Origin of the sequence: Pedosphaera parvula Ellin514 (genome assembly GCF_000172555.1) — a bacterium.
Classification (GTDB): domain Bacteria; phylum Verrucomicrobiota; class Verrucomicrobiia; order Limisphaerales; family Pedosphaeraceae; genus Pedosphaera.
The window spans coordinates 190,664-210,978 of the sequence record NZ_ABOX02000007.1 but is presented as its reverse complement, the minus strand read 5'-3'; the positions used below and the strand labels follow the sequence as shown (position 1 = coordinate 210,978).

The 20,315-nt window shown below is 52.7% G+C and carries 16 protein-coding genes; 8 read left to right on the top strand and 8 right to left on the bottom strand.

The features are described 5' to 3' along the window. Positions 1 to 66: 66 nt before the first annotated feature. The gene (locus CFLAV_RS07975) at positions 67 to 462 is read left to right on the top strand and encodes a hypothetical protein (RefSeq protein ID WP_007414159.1); all 396 of its coding nucleotides are present in this window, start codon (positions 67 to 69) and stop codon (positions 460 to 462) included. Positions 463 to 763: 301 nt separating this feature from the next. Here CFLAV_RS07975 and CFLAV_RS07970 read toward each other — a convergent pair whose 3' ends face one another. The 5 genes from CFLAV_RS07970 to CFLAV_RS36865 form a co-directional block, all read right to left on the bottom strand. Next, complete coding sequence (locus CFLAV_RS07970; protein ID WP_007414158.1) at positions 764 to 1,606, bottom strand: IS3 family transposase; 843 nt, start codon at positions 1,604 to 1,606, stop codon at positions 764 to 766. Continuing rightward, positions 1,603 to 1,920 (bottom strand): transposase, encoded by a 318-nt coding sequence (locus tag CFLAV_RS07965; protein WP_007414157.1) that lies wholly within the window; start codon positions 1,918 to 1,920, stop codon positions 1,603 to 1,605. The genes CFLAV_RS07970 and CFLAV_RS07965 overlap by 4 nt, the downstream gene beginning before the upstream one ends. A 962-nt stretch (positions 1,921 to 2,882) precedes the next feature. Further along, positions 2,883 to 3,416 carry a hypothetical protein gene (locus CFLAV_RS07960; protein WP_007414156.1) on the bottom strand — a complete coding sequence of 178 codons (534 nt, stop codon included), beginning with the start codon at positions 3,414 to 3,416 and terminating at the stop codon, positions 2,883 to 2,885. 314 nt (positions 3,417 to 3,730) lie between these two features. Then, complete coding sequence (locus CFLAV_RS07955; protein WP_007414155.1) at positions 3,731 to 5,698, bottom strand: glycoside hydrolase family 15 protein; 1,968 nt, start codon at positions 5,696 to 5,698, stop codon at positions 3,731 to 3,733. Between the two features lie 284 nt (positions 5,699 to 5,982). Further along, positions 5,983 to 8,049 (bottom strand): choice-of-anchor Q domain-containing protein, encoded by a 2,067-nt coding sequence (locus CFLAV_RS36865; protein ID WP_192812794.1) that lies wholly within the window; start codon positions 8,047 to 8,049, stop codon positions 5,983 to 5,985. Positions 8,050 to 8,358: 309 nt separating this feature from the next. Between CFLAV_RS36865 and CFLAV_RS07945 the strand changes: the two genes are divergently transcribed. Further along, positions 8,359 to 9,651, top strand: coding sequence for a family 1 glycosylhydrolase (locus CFLAV_RS07945; protein WP_007414153.1), 1,293 nt, complete (start codon positions 8,359 to 8,361; stop codon positions 9,649 to 9,651). Positions 9,652 to 9,653: 2 nt separating this feature from the next. Then, positions 9,654 to 10,844, top strand: a complete 1,191-nt coding sequence (locus tag CFLAV_RS07940) for a glycoside hydrolase family protein (protein ID WP_007414152.1) — start codon at positions 9,654 to 9,656, stop codon at positions 10,842 to 10,844. A gap of 51 nt (positions 10,845 to 10,895) precedes the next feature. On the opposite strand, the gene CFLAV_RS07935 is transcribed toward CFLAV_RS07940, so the two are convergent. After that, entirely contained in the window at positions 10,896 to 11,618 is a 723-nt protein-coding gene (locus CFLAV_RS07935; protein ID WP_007414151.1) for a Bax inhibitor-1/YccA family protein, read from the bottom strand. Positions 11,619 to 11,924: 306 nt separating this feature from the next. Then, on the bottom strand, positions 11,925 to 12,560 hold the full coding sequence (msrA, locus tag CFLAV_RS07930) for a peptide-methionine (S)-S-oxide reductase MsrA (RefSeq protein ID WP_007414150.1): 636 nt from the start codon (positions 12,558 to 12,560) through the stop codon (positions 11,925 to 11,927). A gap of 146 nt (positions 12,561 to 12,706) precedes the next feature. On the opposite strand from msrA, the gene CFLAV_RS07925 reads away from it, so the two are divergent. From CFLAV_RS07925 to CFLAV_RS07905, 5 genes are all read left to right on the top strand, one after another. Next, positions 12,707 to 13,081 carry a response regulator gene (locus CFLAV_RS07925; protein WP_150107320.1) on the top strand — a complete coding sequence of 125 codons (375 nt, stop codon included), beginning with the start codon at positions 12,707 to 12,709 and terminating at the stop codon, positions 13,079 to 13,081. A gap of 80 nt (positions 13,082 to 13,161) precedes the next feature. Continuing rightward, positions 13,162 to 13,980: a hydrogen peroxide-dependent heme synthase gene (gene hemQ, locus CFLAV_RS07920; RefSeq protein ID WP_007414148.1), complete on the top strand. Its 819-nt coding sequence runs from the start codon at positions 13,162 to 13,164 to the stop codon at positions 13,978 to 13,980. 209 nt (positions 13,981 to 14,189) lie between these two features. Then, positions 14,190 to 14,396, top strand: coding sequence for a cold-shock protein (locus CFLAV_RS07915; RefSeq protein ID WP_007414147.1), 207 nt, complete (start codon positions 14,190 to 14,192; stop codon positions 14,394 to 14,396). 87 nt (positions 14,397 to 14,483) lie between these two features. Further along, a complete protein-coding gene (gene hemW, locus CFLAV_RS07910) occupies positions 14,484 to 15,653 on the top strand; it encodes a radical SAM family heme chaperone HemW (protein WP_007414146.1) in 1,170 nt (389 codons plus the stop codon). Positions 15,654 to 15,728: 75 nt separating this feature from the next. Further along, a complete protein-coding gene (locus CFLAV_RS07905) occupies positions 15,729 to 16,877 on the top strand; it encodes a peptidase M42 (RefSeq protein ID WP_007414145.1) in 1,149 nt (382 codons plus the stop codon). On the opposite strand, the gene CFLAV_RS07900 is transcribed toward CFLAV_RS07905, so the two are convergent. Next, entirely contained in the window at positions 16,864 to 20,259 is a 3,396-nt protein-coding gene (locus CFLAV_RS07900; RefSeq protein WP_160164521.1) for a PVC-type heme-binding CxxCH protein, read from the bottom strand. The two genes, CFLAV_RS07905 and CFLAV_RS07900, sit on opposite strands and share 14 nt — an antisense overlap. Between the last annotated feature and the right edge of the window lie 56 nt (positions 20,260 to 20,315).

The following is a 20,315-nucleotide window of genomic DNA, read 5'->3' as shown; positions in this document are numbered from 1 at the left end:
TCTATAGTCATTAGTTAGGCCGCTTGGCGTGCAACTTTTTCGGGATCGCGTTGTTCAAGTATCAACATGAAAAAATACATATCACTGATTATTCTCGCGTCATTCGCGATAGTATTAGCCGGCTGTTCCAAGCATTCACCGACGGCGTCAGCACCCCGAGCGATTGACCTCGTCCAAGCAGGTAAGGACATCCAGTTTTCCGGGGGTTACGTTTTGCATGTTGCAAAGCGCGAAGGCAACTCTCTTGAAGGTATCCATGTTCTCGTCACGCCATCAGATGGGCAAACGAAGGAGATCACCGCCGATACCGGCACCATTAAATCAGGTGTAGATATTAAATCAGGTGTTGTAGATGGGAACAATTTCGAAAATCAAATAACGATTACACTTCACAACGCAAAAATCCTGAGTGGCATCACAAACTCCACAAGCGCTTTGGTGGAAATTGTGTTGCACAATTGAATATGGGACCGCCTAACCATGCGCTGGGCGCAGAAAATGTAAACCCACCCGGCCTCCACCTCGCGCACGCGGCCCAAAACTCAACCCCTCGCGCCAGCAATCAATTAAAGGTGGAATGAGGCTTCGACCGAATTCAAACCTCGTCGGTGACATTACCCGGCCCATCGAGCCAATCTGCGGACGCAGTCCACGACCTAACCACCAACCACGATTCCCGGAGCGCCGATTTCTACATCGGCTTACGAACTGATCTTTCTTCGAAAACGTGGATTGGGCTTCCGAGTGATTTCTTGTTTTCAAGTTAACTGAATTGGTTTTCAAATTCCACAGGTGATTGGTAACCCAAGGCGCTGTGGAGCCGCTTTGAATTATAGAACGTTTCGAGGTAATCGAAGATCATGAGTTTGGCCTCGCCGTGTGTGTTCGGGGGCTTGTCAAAACATTCGGTTTTGAGCGTGGCCATGAAGGATTCGGCCAGTGCGTTGTCGTAGGGATTGGCCGCCCGGCTCATGCTGGGGGTGATTTGATAATCGGCCAGTAGCGCGCGGTAGGCGCTGCTGGCATATTGTACTCCGCGATCGGAATGGTGCAGGAGCCCGGGCTGTGGAAGTCGCTCTTTTTGCGCGCGGGCCAGGGCTTCTGTCACCAAAAAGGTTTCCAGGGAGCTGGCCATGGACCAACCGACGACCTTGCGCGAACAGGCATCCAGGACGACCGCCAGATAAGTCCAGCCTTCGGCAGTGGCGATGTAAGTGATATCCACCACCCAGACCCGATTGGGCCGGTCCGGCGTCGGGACTTTGGCCAGCCAGTTGGGCGCGATGGGAAGATCATGATCGCTCTGGGTGGTGCGCGGGACAAAACGTCGTTTCTGCCGTGCCCGCAGGTGGTTTTGACGCATGAGGCGGGCCACGCGGTTTTTGCTGCAAGGCTCGCCCTGTCGTTTCAAGGCAGCATGAATGCGCGGGCTGCCGTAGGTGCTTCTGCTTTCCTTGAAGATCGGCTGGATTCGTTTTAGGAGCTTTTGATCCTGTTGGCGACGCGCCCCCTCGGGCTTGTGCTGGTGCGCGTAAAACCCGCTGCTGGTGACTTCCAATGCGTGGGCCAGTTCCTCGACCTGATAATCGGCTTTGAGAGTATTCATGAGTTGGAAGCGCCGGGCAGGTTCCCATCCGAGACAATGGCCAAGGCTTTTTTTAGAATGTCCCTTTGCCGGCGGAGGTAATCAAGTTCCTGTTTAAGCCGGCGATTTTCCCTTTGTTCGGGAGTTTCGGCAGCCAGCGTTTTGGGTTCGGAGAAGCTGCCACCTTGATTGACGCGAGCCACCCACTGCCCCAATGACCAACTGGAACAGCCCAGATCACCCGCCACTTCCCTGATGCTGCGACCAGACCGCACCAGTGCCACCGCGTTCTGTTTGAACTCAGCGTCGTAGCGCCGAGAAGACTTACCTTTCATTTCCATACCTTCCTTTCTACACCCGAAAGCCCTCTCAACAAAATCGAAGAAACCTCAAACCCAGCAAACCCAGGACGCCTAGCCCATGAATTGGTTCTCCAATTCCTCGCGCCAGCATAGTAGGTAGGGCCGCGTCACTCCGTGCGCGCCGCACTGACATGGCCAGCGATACGGGTGCCTTCCATTAGGATTACCTGCGGACGCAGTCCAAGACTCAACCATCACCCGGAGTTCCCCGCAGCGCCGATTTCCCAATCGGCTTACCTTCCAAACAATCACCATCATTCCATTAGGTCCCCAATGCCCAACGTGCTGCTCCAAACCAGCCCAGGCCGGAGGTCCGACCGGAGGCCTGGGAAAATCCCCAAAAACAATCCCCGCTTCGGCCTGCGATCTTAAACAATTCAACCCACGTAACCCGAAGCGGAATTCACGTGCGCAATCCAACGCGCCCGGATTATTCCTGCCAATATTCACTCACCTCACCTGGTTCTTGAAATATCTATATTCCTCGCCACAAAATTTTGGCGGAGGTCGAAATATTCGATGCTGCATTCAAAAAGCAGTGCCGCGATCTCCGCCTCGAGGGAGTTTCTTCTACACCCCGTTGCATGAGCTAACACAGACAAAAGTGTCTCACCTCCTGCATAGGAGTCGGAAAGATAGCTTTTAAACTCACAACTTATTCGCTTTGAGTTTACTCCACGACGGTAATCGCCCGAAAATCTCCAAATAATCCGAGCACTCCAGCCGTACGACTCTCTCCTCGGGGAGAGAATAAAAGTGAGGGGGATGGAGATGTAAACCACCACTGCCCCTCGCGCCAAGCTCCCACGCAGCTAAATTATTTTTCCAGCACAAGAAAACCTCCGACAGGCAACCGAGCACCGCATGGGAAAAAGAGAGGCCGGACTCGCATCCGACCCTGAGACCAAAATTCACAGTGTCACCAACGATCGCTCTTACGACTTCACGCGTTTGAGCGTCGCCGGGTGTTCGGGCATTTCATTGCCGTCCATGAGGGCCTTGCAATTCATCGTGACGGTATCTGCATCGTCGAACCGGATTGACAGCGCGTGCATGTGCGATTCCTTCGCGGGGTTGATGCCGCACGTGGCGTCGAAATCGAAACTGATGGACTTCTCATCCGAGGACTTGAGCTTCATGGCCGGGCGATTGCCCATCATGCAGTAATGGGTCATGGCCAGCTTACCGTTCTGGTCGTAATACATCGTGACCATCTCTTGCGGCGTGCCGGGGAAAACCCGCTCTTCGAGCACCGTGCCGCCGGAGATGAGGCGGTATTCCGAAGTCATGTCGACGGGACCGCTGCCAATGTCCACCTTGCCCTTCCAGGTGCCGACCATTTTCTTCATCTGCTCGAATTCTTTCGACGTGGCATCAGGCTTCTTTTTCGTAGGTTCATCTGCTCGCACAATCGTCGCAGCAGCCACCAGTATCAACGCCGCCCAAACAGTCATAATTCTTGTTTTCATAGTGTTCCTTTTGATTTCTGTTGTTGTATCAAGTTTGAGTTATTTATTCGACTTTCATCGATACAACGAACGAGCCGGTGGGTTCAGGACATTGGTTAGATTATTTTTTATGACAAATAGGAACTATTTAAAGCTTTTGTAATTGGCTGGTGATTAGTGCATTACATTCTGAAAATTAATTTTGGCATTCGGTATGGGACAAACAAAAAACAGATGGCTCCATGGAGGGTATCACTGCTTCAATGCCTATGTGGTCCGCGCACCCATATTGAAGGGACCTCAAAGAAATTTCTGAACCCCATGGTCCGGGGCCGCTAATGCGTGCGAAAACCTCCCAGCCCAGGCTTGGGCGTCCGCTCTATACATTCATTGAGGAAGACTGCTGAATTGATCAGACCCAGATGACTGAATGCCTGCGGGAAATTGCCAAGCTGCTCGCCCGTCAGTCCAATCTCCTCGCCATACAGCCCAATGGGGTTTGCATAGGTGAACATTTTTTCGAAGGCCAGCCGGGCTTCATCCACTCGACGAGAGACTGCCAGCGCGTCTACGTACCAAAAGGTGCACATGGAAAAGGTGCCCTCACTCCCGCGCAGACCATCGGGTGAGGCGGCCGGATCGTAACGGTAAACCAGGCTGTCGGATACGATCACGCGTTCCATTGCCTCAAGGGTTGAAACCCACTTTGGATCCCGTGCCGAGATAAAATCAACCATTGGCATGCGCAGCAACGCTGCATCCAGGACTGAGCTTCCGTTGTATTGAGTGAATGCACGCATTTTTGGATTCCATCCCGATGCCATGATCTGCTCGTAAATCTTGTCGCGCTCCGCAGTCCAGCGGGCCACCGGAGCCGGGCGGCCATGTCGCTGCACTATCCGAATCATTCGATCGAACGCCACCCAACACATCAACCGGCCATAAACAAATGGCTGCCGTCCGCCACGCGTCTCCCAAATTCCTTCATCAGGTTGGTCCCAATGGTCGCACAGCCAGTTCATGAGTGAAATCACATCACGCATGGTCTGGTCGGTCATTACGAATCCTTTCTCGTCCATCTGGTAGACTGCCAGCATCGCCTCGCCATAAATGTCCAATTGAAGTTGTTCTCCCGCCGCATTCCCAATCCGCACTGGCTTGGATCCGCGATAACCCTCGAAATGATCCAATGTGAATTCCTCAAGATCGGAACTGCCGTCAATCCGGTACATGATCGGCAACTGCCCACCTCCCGACTCAATATGTTCGTGCAGACGATCCCGCAGCCAATATCCAAAGGCCTCCTCTTCCTCGATGAAACCCAGGCTGGACAAGGCGTGAACCGAGAACGAAGCGTCCCGAATCCACGTGAAGCGATAGTCCCAATTGCGCTCCCCGCCGATCTGCTCAGGCAGCCCCGCCGTCGGCGCGGCGACCAATGCGCCCGAAGGTGCGTAAGTCATCAACTTTATGGCCATGGCCGAACGGTTGACCATCTCACGCCAGCGACCGGTATAGTTCGAGCGCGCCAGCCATGTTCGCCAGTAATTGACAGTGCCATTTAAGAGCTCTGTGAGTTCATCCTGGGGAATGCGCCGGGGACCTCCCTCGGCCGCCGATTCCAGCACAACTCCCGAAATCTCGCCCTCTCGCAAGGTCACAGTGAGTCGAACTCCACCCTCCTGTCCGGTAAAGGTATCCACATCTTCAAGCACCTTATGGCCAGGTTTGCCAACCACATGCAAGGTAAGATCACCCAACTCGCTTTCAAAAACTGCGCCTGCATCGGTGAGCTTAACTTTGTGCTTGCCCCGCCCGTAGTCAAACGCTGGATTGCACTGAATCACGAAGCTCATTTGTCCCCGGACCGCGCGGATGATCCGGACAATGCGATGGCGTTCACTGGGCGAGCGCGGGTGGTCTATGATAGGCATCAAATCTATTACTGAGCCAACCCCCGCCTCAGACATGAACCGCGTCACCAGAACTGCGGTATCCGGGAAGTAACTTTGGTGCGTGATATGATCTTCGGTTGTGGGCGAAATCTTGAAACTCCCTCCATTAGACCGGCTGAGTAAAGACGCGAAGACACTGGGCGAGTCAAACCGCGGACAGCAAAACCAGTCGATCTCTCCCTGCGTGCTGACCAGCGCGGCAGTCTGTAGATCGCCGATGAGTCCGTGATCACTGATCGCTGGGTAGGTGCTCGATGCCTCTGCCGGTTTCACAACTCTCTCGTCCCCAACGAGTCCGGCTCCTCTACCGGTGGGACGACCCGCAGTTTTATGCCTGGCGATTGCCATAAATGCCTCCAGAAGTTCGCATTGTTTATTCCACTAAATATAGCGGAACACCATTGTTCCTCGAAGTCAAATGTGGGAGCTGCAATAGGTTAATAATAATTAATCAAAATCGCTCCCTCGTTCAGGAGGAAAAGAATCAAGAAACTCTTGAGCGTGTTTCGACCCGCGGCACAGGCGCGAATTCTGGACGTGGGAGGGATGCCAAAGTTCTAACAGGAAGCGCCCACCAACAGATCACGTTGCTCAATCCTTATGAGTTGGATCGCGTTTTCCTGGCCAAGCCACTACGGCTGGCTCACCCGATAAAATCGAGTCGGATAATTTCCCGCCTGCACATCATTGAATTGAAACACTCCATTCGAGCTCTGGCTCGCTTGTCCCAACAATGTCCAGCCGCCAAATGGCAGAGCAGGGTTGGTGCTCCCAAAAACCCGATACGTGTTCGCAGGATTTCCACTAAAGCTGAATCCATACTGACCGTTGCCCAGGAATTGGCCTCCAAACAACGTCGGCACCTGCAATTCCACCGCACCCAAATCGACCTTCAAACCGGAAACGCGCAGTCCACCCAATTGGTCCAAGAACGGAGCCAAGGCACTGTCACCTGCATCCAACGCCGGACTGCCCTGCAAGAGCTTCATGGTAGAAGTTCCTCCTCCATTGTTCGCAAGCGGACCGAGCAGGGGATTGGCGAGAATCACACCCGAGTTGGTAAAACTTCCGCCGCTGTTCGTGAACGATTGCACCAGGTTCGGTTCAGTTGCGATCACCACAGCCGCCCCCCGGTTGGTCGCCGCAGTCGTATAATTAGGTCTGGCGATGACTAAATCCACACCGCCGCTACTGCCGGCCAATATGCTATTCACCATCGTTATAGTTGCGGTTCGGTTTGTGGCACTGTCATAAACGAGATTATAAACGGCGCCGCCTGCCGCCTGCCCGGCCGTCCCCCCAGCACCCGGAACTCCGGCAATTACCACATTGCTTGCCAGTGTGCTGCTGGTCAGAGTGATGGTTCCGTTAAGATTGAAAATCGCCCCGCCCAATCCACTTCCGCTGCCACCGCCTATATACATAGTGCCGGGCGGCCCCACCGCTACGAGATTCCCTCCGTTTCCTCCAGCCACTCCATTCAGGGCCAGCGTGCAATTGGTCATGCTCAAAACTCCATTATGATTGAAAATGGCTCCGCCCATCCCGGCTCCTCCTCCGCTGCCGGCAGCTATGCTGAATCCCGAGTCTCCGCCGCCATAACCACCTGCGAACGGGCCATCTATGCCGCCGCCCCCGCCGCCCCCACCTCCGCCAAATCCTCCATGTCCACCGGCACCATCTACTCCGATTGCACCTCCGACACCACCTCCGCCGCCAAAACCTCCGCCGCCCCCGCCGCCGCCTGAATAGCTTCCTATGCCCCCTCCGCCTCCTCCACCACCAATTCCGCCCCCTCCGCCTCCTCCGCCTGAACCGTCTGTACCCATGGTGTCGCCAATCCCGGTGCCTCCAGTTCCACCAAGTCCAAAGTTTCCACCCACACCTGAATTAGTGGAGTTATTCAGACAGTTTCCGCTCCCATTTCCACCAGAACTTGACGAAATGCCGACTCCTCCTCCCAAGCCATTGCTCGGGCCACCCCCTTGGATGGCTATCGCATTGTCATTGGTGCCGAAACCTCCGCCGCCACCATGCACAGCTCCTTGGCTGCCAGCAGGGATTACGGCGCCTCCGAAACCTCCGCCCCTTTGCCCCCATCCGCCTCCATCCTGTCCCATGCCCCCGCCAGCATGTCCGCCATAACTCGTTTGACTTTCGGTTCCACCATTTCCGCCCTGCGCCACGTTCCTGCTCAAAGTGACTGCATCCAAAATTAAAGTTCCCTGGCTGAAAATGGCTCCGCCCATTCCAGCGCCACCTCCGCCGCCGTTGCCTCCCAAAGCCAGGCCATTCGTCAGAGTGAGATGTCGCAGCGTTAATTTCCCTGCGCCCGGCGAATTGTAACCGACCGTGGCCGGATTGCCTGGATCAGCCCCTACGTAAAAGAAGCGCAACCGGCTCGTGGTCGTGCGTTGAATGATGGAACCGTTCCCTTCAATTGTGATGTCGCTCGCAATCGGCGGCAGCGCATTGGGACCATACCAGTAATTGTCCGGCGTGTTAAATCCATATGTCGCATTCGTGCTGAGCACAATGGTATGCGCCCCGCCGCTGGAATTTGCCTGCGTGATCGCCGCCTGCAGAGACGGACCATCCGCAGCAAAAATCACCGGACCATCCGTCTGCGCCATGACCGCGCACGGACTGCAAACCAAACCGGAAACGCAAAGTAAGGACAAAAGAAACGGAGAATGCATACACATAAACAATCAATAGTACATAGAGTTGTTAACCTTCTTCCGCGAAAACACTTCACCCGAGCGTGATTAATGCAGCCTTGCTGCCTGCAGCAAATTCACGACGGTAAAACCATTGCAATCTAGCCGCCTACAAATGTAAATCAGATTCTCAGGCCTAAGTTTTTAACTGATGAAGCACCTCTCATGCCGCACCCGAACCTCCCGCAAGTGGGGAAAAAACATACCAGACCTTTCTCCAAATCCGTCCGATATTCCCCGATGAATTGGATGAACCATCAGCTCAGAAGTAAACGAAGGGATTTGTAAATGTCACTCCAGCGCTCCAACCTTGCCCAACTCTCGGAACCGGAAACCTTCCACTGGATGGTCGGCATCGAAGACACCTTCATTGTCGAACCCTGGCCCAAAACCAACCGCATCCTGGATGAATACGAACTCACCGGTCACTACGAACACTTTCGCGAAGACATCGGCCTGATGGCTCACCTCGGAGTAAAAATGGTGCGCTACGGTCTGCCCTGGTATCGCATCAATCCTTCGGCCAATCAATGGAATTGGGAGTGGGCGGATGGGCCTATGGAGTTTTTGCTGTACCATCACATCGACCCCGTCGTCGACCTCGTGCACTACGGTCTGCCGTCCTGGATCAAGGACGCTTACGAAAACCCTGATTATCCCAAATACGTTGCCGAATATGCCTTCCGCATTGCTGAACGTTACAAAGGCCTTGTTCATTGCTACACGCCATTGAATGAACCGCGTATCACCGCATGGTATTGTGGGAAATTGGGATGGTGGCCACCACATCGCAAAGGATGGAAGGGATTCGTAAACGTCATGATCGGGGCTTGTCGCGGCATGATCCACACAGTCGAAGCGCTTCAATCCGTCGATCCCGAAATCGTCCCGGTTCACGTCGATGCCACCGATCTCTACGAATCTGCTGATCCCTCGCTTCAAGACGAAGTGCACCATCGTCAGGAAATCGTGTTCCTCGCACTCGACCTCATCAGCGGAAAGATTGTCCCCGGCCATTCTCTCTACGAATGGCTGCTAAAGTTCGGTGCCAGGGAATCCGACCTTGAATGGTTTCAGGAACGCGCAATTGATCTGGCCGTCGTGGGCATCAATCTCTATCCCATGTTTTCGCGCAAAATTCTCCACCGCTCACCGCGCCACGGATTAAGGATTCGCATGCCCTACAGCACTGAAGGAATAGTCGAGCGTCTCAGCGAGCTCTATTGGGAACGCTATCATAGTCCGCTGTTCATCACCGAAACTGCCTCGGTTGGTTCCGTGAAGCGTCGTGAACAGTGGCTGCGAACTTCCGTGGAACAAGTCAAACGTGTTCGTTCCAAAGGCATCCCGCTGGCCGGCTATACCTGGTGGCCGCTCTTTGCGCTGGTTACGTGGGCCTATCGTCAGGGCACGCATCCTCCGGCTTATTACTTAAAACAAATGGGACTCTGGGATCTCCATCCCGACATCAATGACGACCTGTGCCGGGTCAAAACCCCCCTGGTGCAAATCTACCGCGATCTCGTTGCGGGCGGATGCGACGCTGTGGGGCAATTGCAACTCCTCGAACAGAAGGTGTGATCATGTTTCAAAGTTTTTTTCTTGCCGGTTTCGAATGTGCCACAGGTTACAATGTGCATCGCGAATGGTTTGATCAAATCGCCATCACTCAACACGACAAACATGTTGATGAAGATTATCGCCGATTGCAGGAGGCTGGACTCTTTGCAACGCGCGAAGGCATCCGCTGGCCATGTGTTGATGTTCGTGGTCGCTACAATTTCGATTCCATTTTACCCTTCCTCGAAGCGGGCTGGAAACATGGCATCGAAATCATTTGGGATCTTTTCCATTATGGCTATCCGAATGATATTGATATTTTTTCAGAAGCATTTCCACGCCGCTTCGCCGAGTATTGCCACGCTACGGCCGAATTCCTTCGCCATCACCAGGAAGGTCCCTTCTTTTTTACGCCGGTGAATGAACCCTCATTTTTTGCGTGGTCAGCTGGTGACGTGGCCCGTTTCGCACCTCATTGCACCGGGCGGGCAACGGATCTGAAAATCGCCCTCGCGCGCGCCGGCATCCAGGGCATCAACGCGATTCGCAGCGTCATTCCGCAGGCTCGTATTGTGAATGTCGATCCGATCTGCAACGTGGTTGCGCCCGCCGATCGACCCGATCTTGCGGCCCAGGTTGACCACTTCAACCACGAGGCGGTCTTTGAATCATTGGATATGTTGAGCGGTCGCATGCTGCCCGAACTCGGAGGCAGTCGCGAACACCTGGACATTGCCGGCATCAATTACTATTGGACGAACCAATGGGAATTCGGCAGGGACGAACATCCGCTCAGCGACAATGATGCGCGCCGCATTTCTCTCGGTGACCTCGTGCGTCGTGTCTTCAACCGCTACGGCGGCGACCTCATGATTACCGAAACCGCCCACGTCGACGGCATGCGCCCGGCCTGGTTGAGCTATGTTGCTGACGAAACGAAAGCCTTGCTCCTCGAAGGTGTTCCATTGCGCGGAGTCTGCCTCTATCCGATCCTGGCCATGCCGGAATGGCATCTGCCCGGACAATGGACTCATATGGGCTTGTGGGACTTGGATTACGGAGAACCACACCTCCCGCGAAAAATCTACACTCCGATGCTGAAGGCGTTGAAAAATGCTCAAAAATTACATCGAGATAAACTGCGATGCGAACTGAGAAAATCGCCTGACGTCTGGATATTTGACGCTTTGGTTGGAGTTCCGGCTCATTTCTAAAAACAAAAAGGGGAGCGTTTCCGCTCCCCTTTGAAATCTGTGTGAAGTTGATTACCTGCTGCGCAGCTTGCGGAGCAAGTTCAGGATTTCCAGATACAACCAGACCAGTGTCACCAGCAGGCTGAAGCCACCATACCATTCCATGTACTTCGGTGCGCCATACTCAATGCCTTCTTCAATGAAGCCGAAATCGAGCACAAGGTTCATCGCAGCCACGGCTACAATTACCACACTGATGCCAATGCCAATTGGCGAGGAATCATGCAGATAGGGCATCCGGATGTGGAAGAAGCTCAAAATAATGGTTGCCAGATAGAGCAGGGCAATGCCGGCAGTCGCGGAAATGACCATCAACTTGACCTTCTCCGTTGCGCGAATCAGACCTGTCTTATACGCCATCAACATTCCAACCAGCGTTCCAAAAGTCAGGAACATCGCCTGAAAGGCGATGCCAGGATATGCCTTCGCAGACATTGCTGAAATGGTGCCAAGGATCAACCCTTCGCATACAGCATAAATGGGTGCGGTGTAGGGCGAAACTTGCGGGCGGAAAATGGTAACCAACGCCAGAACCAGCCCACCAACCAAGCCAAGCAAGGCCCAAGGCATTGCCTCACCACCACTGCGGAACAGACTCCAGGTAAACGAGCCAGAAGCAATGGCAAGCAATATAAGAATACCCGCCTTGTTCACTGTTCCCTGCAACGTCATGGACTCGCCGTACACCCCTGACGATGATCTGAATGCTTTCAGAGTTGGATTCGTTGTTCTCATATAATTTATTTTCTATTCCGATAAATTCTCCGCTGGCTATAACCAGCCTGTTCGCCTGGAACTGTATAGTGTTTCCTGCCCCTTGTATAGACGCATGTAAACGTATTTTTCAGGTCATCCTGTCCGGCTAAATGTTAAAAAACGTGACAAACCGGTGAAACTTCTAACACTTACTTACCTTCTTCTTTTAGAAAATGGCGTGTGAACCTCAGTGCCTGGATTGGCACATGGAAGTTGTTCGTGACTCGATTATGTCCAGGAATTTTGAATGAATCAGCCGGCTCCGGCCCGAAGCACGTCACCGATTTAGTTTTTGAGACCGAGCTTCTTCAACTTGGGGGCGATTACCATCTGACAATATGGGTTTCGGTTCTTGTTCAACCGATAATAATCCTGATGGTAATCCTCTGCGGAATAAAACTCCTGCGCCTTGGTGATTTCCGTCACAATCGGCTTCGTAAATTCTTTACCCGCTTCGGCCTTGGATTTTTCCGCAACTTGCTTCTGCGCGTCCGTGTTGTAAAAAATCGCGGAACGATATTGGGTTCCGATGTCTCCGCCCTGACGATTCAATGAGGTCGGATCGTGAGCATTCCAGAACACTTGAAGGATCTTCTCCAGGCTCGTCTTCTTGGGATCGAAAACCACGCGCGATACTTCTGCATGGCCCGTTTTGCCAGTGCAGATTTGCTCGTAAGTGGGGTTTTTTGTCTCTCCGCCCATGTAACCCGAGGTTACGGAGATAACCCCTGGTATTTGTTGAAAAACAGCTTCGGTGCACCAGAAACAACCAGCGCCAAGCGTGATCGATTCAGCGCCTTCCGGGATTTTGGGAGTAGTGGCAGACATATTGGTTTTGGTTTGCGCAGACTTCGGTTCATCCGCAGCACAATTGATGACTAGAAAACTGAAGGCCGTTAAAAGTAAAATAAAGTATTTCATTTTCTCTGTTCCAAATGCGCACGCAGCTCATCTATTACTACCTCCTATATAGCCTCTTTGGAGCGTTGAGACAAGGCCTTCCAATCTTGGCCAACTCAGCCTTGAATGTTTTTGCAATTTTCACACGTATATTCCAAGCTGTCACCATGACGCAACCGCTCGCGCTTGTATTATACGAAAAATTGCTGCCCGGCACCCAATTGGTGAACCGCCTGCACGATTCCGGCTATCGCGTCGTCACTGTTCCAGGCGTCGAAGCCCTGGTCTCCTCCGCCGAGAAGGAAAGGCCCATGCTTGTCTTTGCCGATCTCGTTTCCTCCCGCGCGAAGGTTTCTGAGGCCATTGCCAAATTGAAGCAGAATCCAACCACCACCCACCTGCCGGTGGTTGCCTTTGTGGATGAAAAGGATGTGGCTTCGCAAAACGAGGCTCGTAGTGCCGGTGCGAACCTTGTGGTTAACGAAAGCGCCTTATTGCCTCATCTCCAACATTTCCTGGACCAGGCCTTGCACATAGACTAAGAAGCAAAGCCGATAAAGTCGGTCTATGAAGGCGGCAGTTCAACCTGAGAATTTACTTAAAACTTTAACTTATTTTATCTATGTCACTTCCCACAGTTAAACTTACCCAGGGCATCCACGTGATGCATTTGTTCTATCGAATTGACCGGGCGCGCTGGGCGCAATTGGGGGCGGAAGCATCCGCTCAAAGCAGAAATAAACTGGAGGCTCTCTGTGCTGCAAACGCAAACGCCAGTCATCCACGCCTGGTCTCCTATGCCAACGTCAGTGGCAAAGCGGATTTTGCTTTCATGATTTATGCCGCTGAACTGGGTCAGGTTGCGCAGATCCATCGCGACCTCGAAGCCTGCTTTGCTCCCGGAGTGTTGCAAACAGTTTACACTTATTTAAGCATCACTGAATTGACTGAATACATGCCCACCGAGGAGGACAGCCGTCAGATGCTCATCAATCAGGAGAAGCTCACACCTGATAGTGACGCCTTTAAAGCACGCATGGCCGAGTCTGCAAAGAAGCGTGCTGAGTACGAGCAGTATCGTCTCTATCCGGAAATGCCGGATTGGGAAGTCATGGGTTTTTATCCCATGAATAAGCGTCGCAGTGGTGGCGATAATTGGTACAGCCTGGACTTCGCAGCACGCAAACGCCTTATGGGTGGTCATGCTCGTGTCGGTCGAAAATACGCTGGTCGCATCTCTCAATTAATCACCGGCTCCACCGGCATTGATGATTGGGAATGGGGAGTGACGTTGATGGCGCACCAGGTGGATGCTTTGAAAGAAATCGTTTACGAAATGCGGTTCGACGAAGTATCCGCACGTTTCGGTGAGTTCGGAACATTCTACGTAAACATACGATTGAAGCCTGCCGACTTGTGGAATCATTTGCATCTCGTGTAGGACTTTTTTACCTGTGCAAAGGAAACTTTTCTGTTAAACTGGAAGTTTTGCAAACTAATACTTGACCTTCGCAAAATAAGTTTTAGTATCCACTCTAGTTCGAGTCGTATGTTAACGATCGGCAGCGAAATTTAGGGCACTAGCTAACGTTTAGCTTGTGTCCTTTTTTGTTTAAGGCGTTTACGATTCAACATCTCAGGAGAAATACTATGGCAAGTGGTAAAGTAAAATGGTTCGATAACAAGAAGGGCTTCGGCTTCATTGCACAAGATTCTGGACAGGATGTGTTTGTCCATCACACCTCCATTCTGGGAAGTGGCTTCAAAACCCTCAACGAAGGTGAAGAAGTTAACTTTGAAGTTGTAAGCAGCGACAAAGGTCCGAAGGCACAAAACGTTCAGCGCGTTCAAGTCTAGGAATCCTCAACAGCTAAAAAAGCCTCCCGCCGAAAGGTTGGAGGCTTTTTTGTTCGCGAAATTCTCATTTTTTGTTTAGTTTTCCTCATGGTCAGTCCGCTGTTCGATCAATCTGTTCAGAGTCTTTACGTGCACGTACCTTTTTGCGCGCATAAATGTTCCTATTGTGCTTTCTATTCCGAAGCCTCGAATGGCGAGATTATCAATCGATACGTATGCGCATTAATACGTGAGCTCGAAATGGTGGCTTCAGACCTCAAACCTCGCACCATCTTTTTCGGCGGCGGCACGCCTTCGCTGCTAAATCTCCGCCAATGGGAACAGATTCTCCAAACCATGCAACGCCTGGGTTTGACCGGTGCCGCCGAGTGGACCGTTGAATGCAATCCTGCGACCGTCTCCCTGGAAAAAGCCAAATTGCTGCGCAGTTTTGGCGTTAACCGTATCTCCATGGGGGTGCAGTCGCTCGACGAAAATCTGCTCGACCGACTCGGTCGCATTCATAGTCGTGAAATGGTTTTTAAATCCTTCGACACTCTTCGGGCTGCGGGCTTCGACAACGTGAACATCGATCTCATGTTTGCCATCCCCGGGCAGACAATGAAAATCTGGCGAGATACTCTGGCGGAAGCAACTGCTCTGGGAAGTGAACACCTGTCCAGCTACGAAGTAATTTACGAGGACGACACGCCGCTCTACGCACAGTTGAAAGCCGGTGAATTCGATGTGGACGAGGCACTTGCCTGCGCCATGTACGAGGAACTGGTGACCGTCGCCTCTGCCTCAGGTTTTCATCAGTACGAAATTGCCAACTTTGCAAAACATTCCGCTGCCACTCCCAGTGATATTCCAGACCATGCCTGTCAGCACAACGTGAATTATTGGCGCGGCGGTTGTTATTATGGCCTTGGTCCAAGCGCAACCGGGAACGTGCGCGGCATTCGTAACAAGAATTGGTCTAATACGCAGATGTACTGCGAACAATTGGAGCAGGGGAAACGAGCCATTGAATCGAAGGAAGAACTGGCGCCGCTCTCACGCGCCGGTGAAATTGCCGCCTTTGGACTGCGCATGAATGCCGGCTGGCCTTTTGAAAAATTCAAGCAAGTTACCGGTTGCGACCTCCGGCACGATTGGTCCCGCGAGATGGATCAGTTGGTGCAGCAGGGATGGGGCCGGCTTGATCAATATCGTTTCCAACTTACTTCCCGGGGGCTTCGATTTGCCGACTCTGCGGCGGAGCTCTTTCTGCGTTGATTCATCCGGAATTCAACAGCTTTCCTCAAATGGAAACTTGTCGTTTCGGTTTATAGATGCAAAGTTTTCAAAGGCATGAATTCCCAATTGCTTTCTGAAATAGCCAGTCGCCTGATGCGTTGTCCGGCGGCCCCACACCACGAAGATATGGTGCGTGCCGAGGTGGAAAAAATTTGCACTGAATACCGGCTCAATTTCGCGCGCGATGCTTATGGCAACCTGCTGGTGCGATTACAAACGAACAGAGCGGTGCGTCCCTTTGTATTGGCAGCGCATCTCGACCATCCTGGATTCGAAATCATACGCCCGCTTTCAGAAAACAAATGGCACGCTCGATTTCTCGGTGGAGTAGGGGATGAATACTTCAAGCGGGGAATTCCGTTGCGACTCATGCCTGGAGGCTTTCCTGCCAAACTGGGCAGAAAACTCGGCAAGGAAAAGGAATTTGAGATTCATTCTGAAAAATTCTTCGAGACGGCTCCGCAATATGCCGTTTGGGAACTGGAAGATTTTGCTGTCCGCAAACAGCACATTCACGGACGGGCTTGCGATGATTTGGTTGGAGTTGCTTCCATTCTTGCCACGCTTATTAATCTCAAAAAATCCCGCGCCCGCGTGAACGTCATCGGCGTCATTTCGCTCGCGGAAGAAATAGGCTTCCACGGCGCACTCGTAGTCGCCAATTCAAAGGTGTTGCCGAAAAATTCTCTGGTTGTCTCTCTGGAGACAAGTCGTGAACTGCCTCCCGCAAAAATGGGTAAAGGGGTCATCATCCGGGTTGGTGATCGCACCTCTCTCTTCGACTCCGCAGCCACGCGCTTCCTAATGGAAGTGGCTGGCGAATTCAAACAAAAGCAGGCCGATTTCCAGTTCCAGCGTGCCCTGATGTATGGTGGCACGTGTGAGGCTACTGCGTACCAGGAATATGGCTTCCAAACCACCGCTGTTTGTGTCGCGCTTGGCAACTATCACAATTGTGGCGTCAAAACGAAAATTGCCCCGGAGTTCGTCAGCTTGCACGATGCCTGGAGCATGGTGGAGTTGCTCAGCTCCGCAGCCCGGCAGATGCCCAACTACCCGCAACTGGTTGGACGTCTCCGCAAACGCCTGAACAACCTTTTACACGAAGCCAGGCAACGAGTGGTTCGCAGATCCCGCAAGCAGCCTCCAAAGCGGCCTCGCGGGATTGCCGAGGTGGAAAAGTACCCGCCTACTTCAAGTTAGCCAGGTACTCCACCAGGTTGCGCAGATCCTGTTTGGAAAGCATTTTATTCAGCCCTTCAGGCATGGCGGACACTTCCTGTTGGCGTGATTGGATTTCACCCTTCTGCACAGTAATGATGCCGTCTTCGGGCGAATTCAATACGAGTTCCTTTTCACTCTCGGTTTTCACCACGCCAGCCAACGTGCTGCCATTCTTCATCAGCAGCGTTATGTTTTCGAAGCCAGGTGCGATGAGCTTGTTCGGGAAGAGGATTGATTCCAATAATAACTCCCGTGTCTGCCGCTTGCCAATGCCGGCAAGATCCGGGCCCACGACTCCGCCTTTGCTTTGGACGGCATGACAACGCATGCACGCCACTCCAGCCCGCTCGGTAAAGATTTTTTTACCCTCCTCCAGATCTCCCCCCGCCAGCACGGCGCGGTAACCTTTAATCTCGTCGTTTGCGGGCAGGCTTTCCTCGTATTTGGTCAGAGCAACATGAACATTCGTGCTGGAACGCTTCGCCGCCGCCTCCAATAAATCCAGTTGCAGTTCAGGCCGTAACTTGCCGGAGCACAATTCATCCAAACCATGAATGATTATGTTATCCGCTGCTTCGCCCTTGATTTGCGCCAATGTTGCATAAGCCGTCTGGCACAACTTCACATCCTTTTCTGTGGCGATCAGCTTTTCCAGCAGCTCTGGAGCGTTGGGCAGGTTCAGTTTTGTCAGTACCTTAACCCCCTCACGGCGCACATTATTATTTGGGTCCGCCAATGCGGAAGCCACGGCTCTGTCCAGGCGATTGTCTTTGAGATCGGCCAAGGCTTGAAGAAGTTCAATTCGAGTGGCGGGCGAGAATTGGCCTTTATGATAAAGCTCCGAAAGAATGATGCTGGCTTCATCAAGCTTCAGATTCGCTGCACAATGCGCCACGGCAACAAGTACCTTTTCGTTCTTTGTCTGGAGCAGATTGAAGAGGTAGGGACGTACCGCATTTTGGGCCACCGATTTTTCGCGGGCTGGTAGCGGTCGCCAAAGTCCCATGACTCTATCCAGGGACTGCGGAGCGGCCCAATCTGACAGGGCTTCCAAAGCCGCAACTCGCATGGAATCAGGTGAGTCGTTTCGATCCGCAAAATCCGCCAAAATTTTGGCGTGCTCGGGCTGTCCGAGCCGGAAGTTCGCATTGATTGCCCGCAACAGCAGTTGTTCGCTGGGCAAGGTGTGTCTCCAATCGCTTGTTGCGTTAACGGATTTACCCACCTTGGTGTCCGCGTCATATTGCTGCTGGATCGAAGCATGGCTCCACAAATTGCTGTGTTTCGATCCCAGTATCGCGGCTAATTCCGGCATCCCCCCGTTGATTGGCACGTCGTTGATGGCACGCGCGGCTTCCACGACCAATCTCTTTTCAGAGTCCTGTAAAAACATGCTGATCTCAGGGTTCTCCAGGCGACGCATGCAGAGCAGTGCTACGCGTCTGACGGCCGCTGACTTGTCGTGGCCTGAGGCCAAAATAGCATCCACATCACCGATGCTTAACAAAGCCATCATCCCTGCGTGTGTCAGGTACGCATCATGGTCTTCGTTTCGTCTCAGAAAATCTTTGATCGCCCCAATTGCTTGCTTGTTCTTCATCTTGCCAAGACCGTTGGCGGCAAAAAATTGCACTCTCGGGCTGGCATCCTTCAAAAGCTTAACCAGGCCGGAATAAGCTCCGCTCAAGCAAAATTCTCCCAGCTGCTTCGCTGTCTGCGCGCGCACTTCGGCATCCGCATCACCCAGCAATGGCAGCAGCGGGTTTAGTTGAGTTTCGACCAACTGCCTGCCAAACTCTTCCCCATGAGATTCCTGCCTCAGCCTGCCAGCCACAATTTGGCCAATTCCCCAGAGGGCATGCAGTCGCGCGGGTTGGGCATTTGTTTTGTTCAATGCCACGTCGCGTAACGCGCTGCTTGCACTCAGTCCTTTATCCGCCAGTGCGTATTGGGCTTCCAAACGCACCCGCATATCGGCATGGCTTAACAGGTTTGTTAACTCCTTGATCGTGAGCTTTTCCGTACCCTGGCTCAGGAGCGTCCTCACTTCCTCGGCCGCAGCGTTATTTGTCTGGGCCGGGTTATTAATGCGATAAATCCGACCCTTGTTCGGCATCTGCCATCCTTCCACCCAATCAGAAATATAAACATGGCTGTCCGGTCCGAAATCAACATCCGTTGGCCATAAGTTCCAAATAAACTTTTCGTTCTCAATGGTCTCGTACGAAGCACCTCTTGGCTTCACCGCAAACGATCGGACACCACCCGGAAAATCACACACCAGGAAATGGTTTTTGTATTTGTCAGGCAATCCGGTTCCGGGATAATAAGCCAGTCCGGAAGGCCCTTGTGAAACATAACCACTCCAGGGCAGGGCATCATCGATGTTGCCCATCCACACTTTCTCCTTGTTCCAGGGACCAAATCCGCTCATGTGTTGGTAGGAGCACCGCCAACCATAGTCCGCTCCTTCGACTACATGAATCACCCGGGAACGATCTTCTCCCGCAGTATCGTTATCATCCGTGAAAAGATTTCCATATTGGTCGAAAGCCAGTTCCTGGGGATTCCTCAAACCGATGGCAAATACCTCCATGTCGGAGCCATCAGGATTACAGCGCAAAACAGTTCCGGTATCCGGGTAGTTCAGTAATTTCCCTTCCTTGGTTTTCACCACCAACCCACGATCGCCGCTGCTCATGTAAAGCTTTCCATCCGGCCCGAGACGCAGGCCATGCAGATCGTGGCCCGTTACTCCGATGTGTACTCCAAAGCCTGTGTGCAACTTCTCGCGCCCCTGTTCTTTCTCGGAATCCAGAGGAGCCTCCAGTCGCCATAGATCAGGAATACATGCAAGCCAGACTTGCCCCTTGCGCGCCAGAATTCCCGCCGCCACTCCCGACGGCACCTGGTTGAATCCCTCGGCGAAAACGCTGGAGCTGTCGGCTTTACCAGTTCCCGACTTGTCCTGTATCACACGCACAAGCTCGGAATCCCTGGTGAGAATGCTCTGATTGGTTGCGAACGTCTTCTGTAGGAAGTCACTGCGATCTTCCACCTTGCGGAAGGATAAATCATTCAACAACCAGGGCAGGTTCTGCGTGATGTCCAAAATGGAAATGCCGTAGCGATGTGTCTCGGCGACAAAAAATCTGCCATGCTCATCAATGCTGAAGCTGACTGGATTTTGAAGCATCGGCTCGGCCGCGAAGAGTTCGGTCTTTAACCCGGATGCAATCTGGAACTTCTTCATCCCCAGTTCAGCCTGACTGGGAGGATTATTGGTCGAATGCTGGGCAGGAAGTGTCACTGGAAACACCGCGCATGCGAGGAAAACGAGCCACCTTGTGGGTAAACTCAAAAGTTGATTTGGACAATACATTGTCGCTACTATAGGGATTGATCGCGCTAATTCAA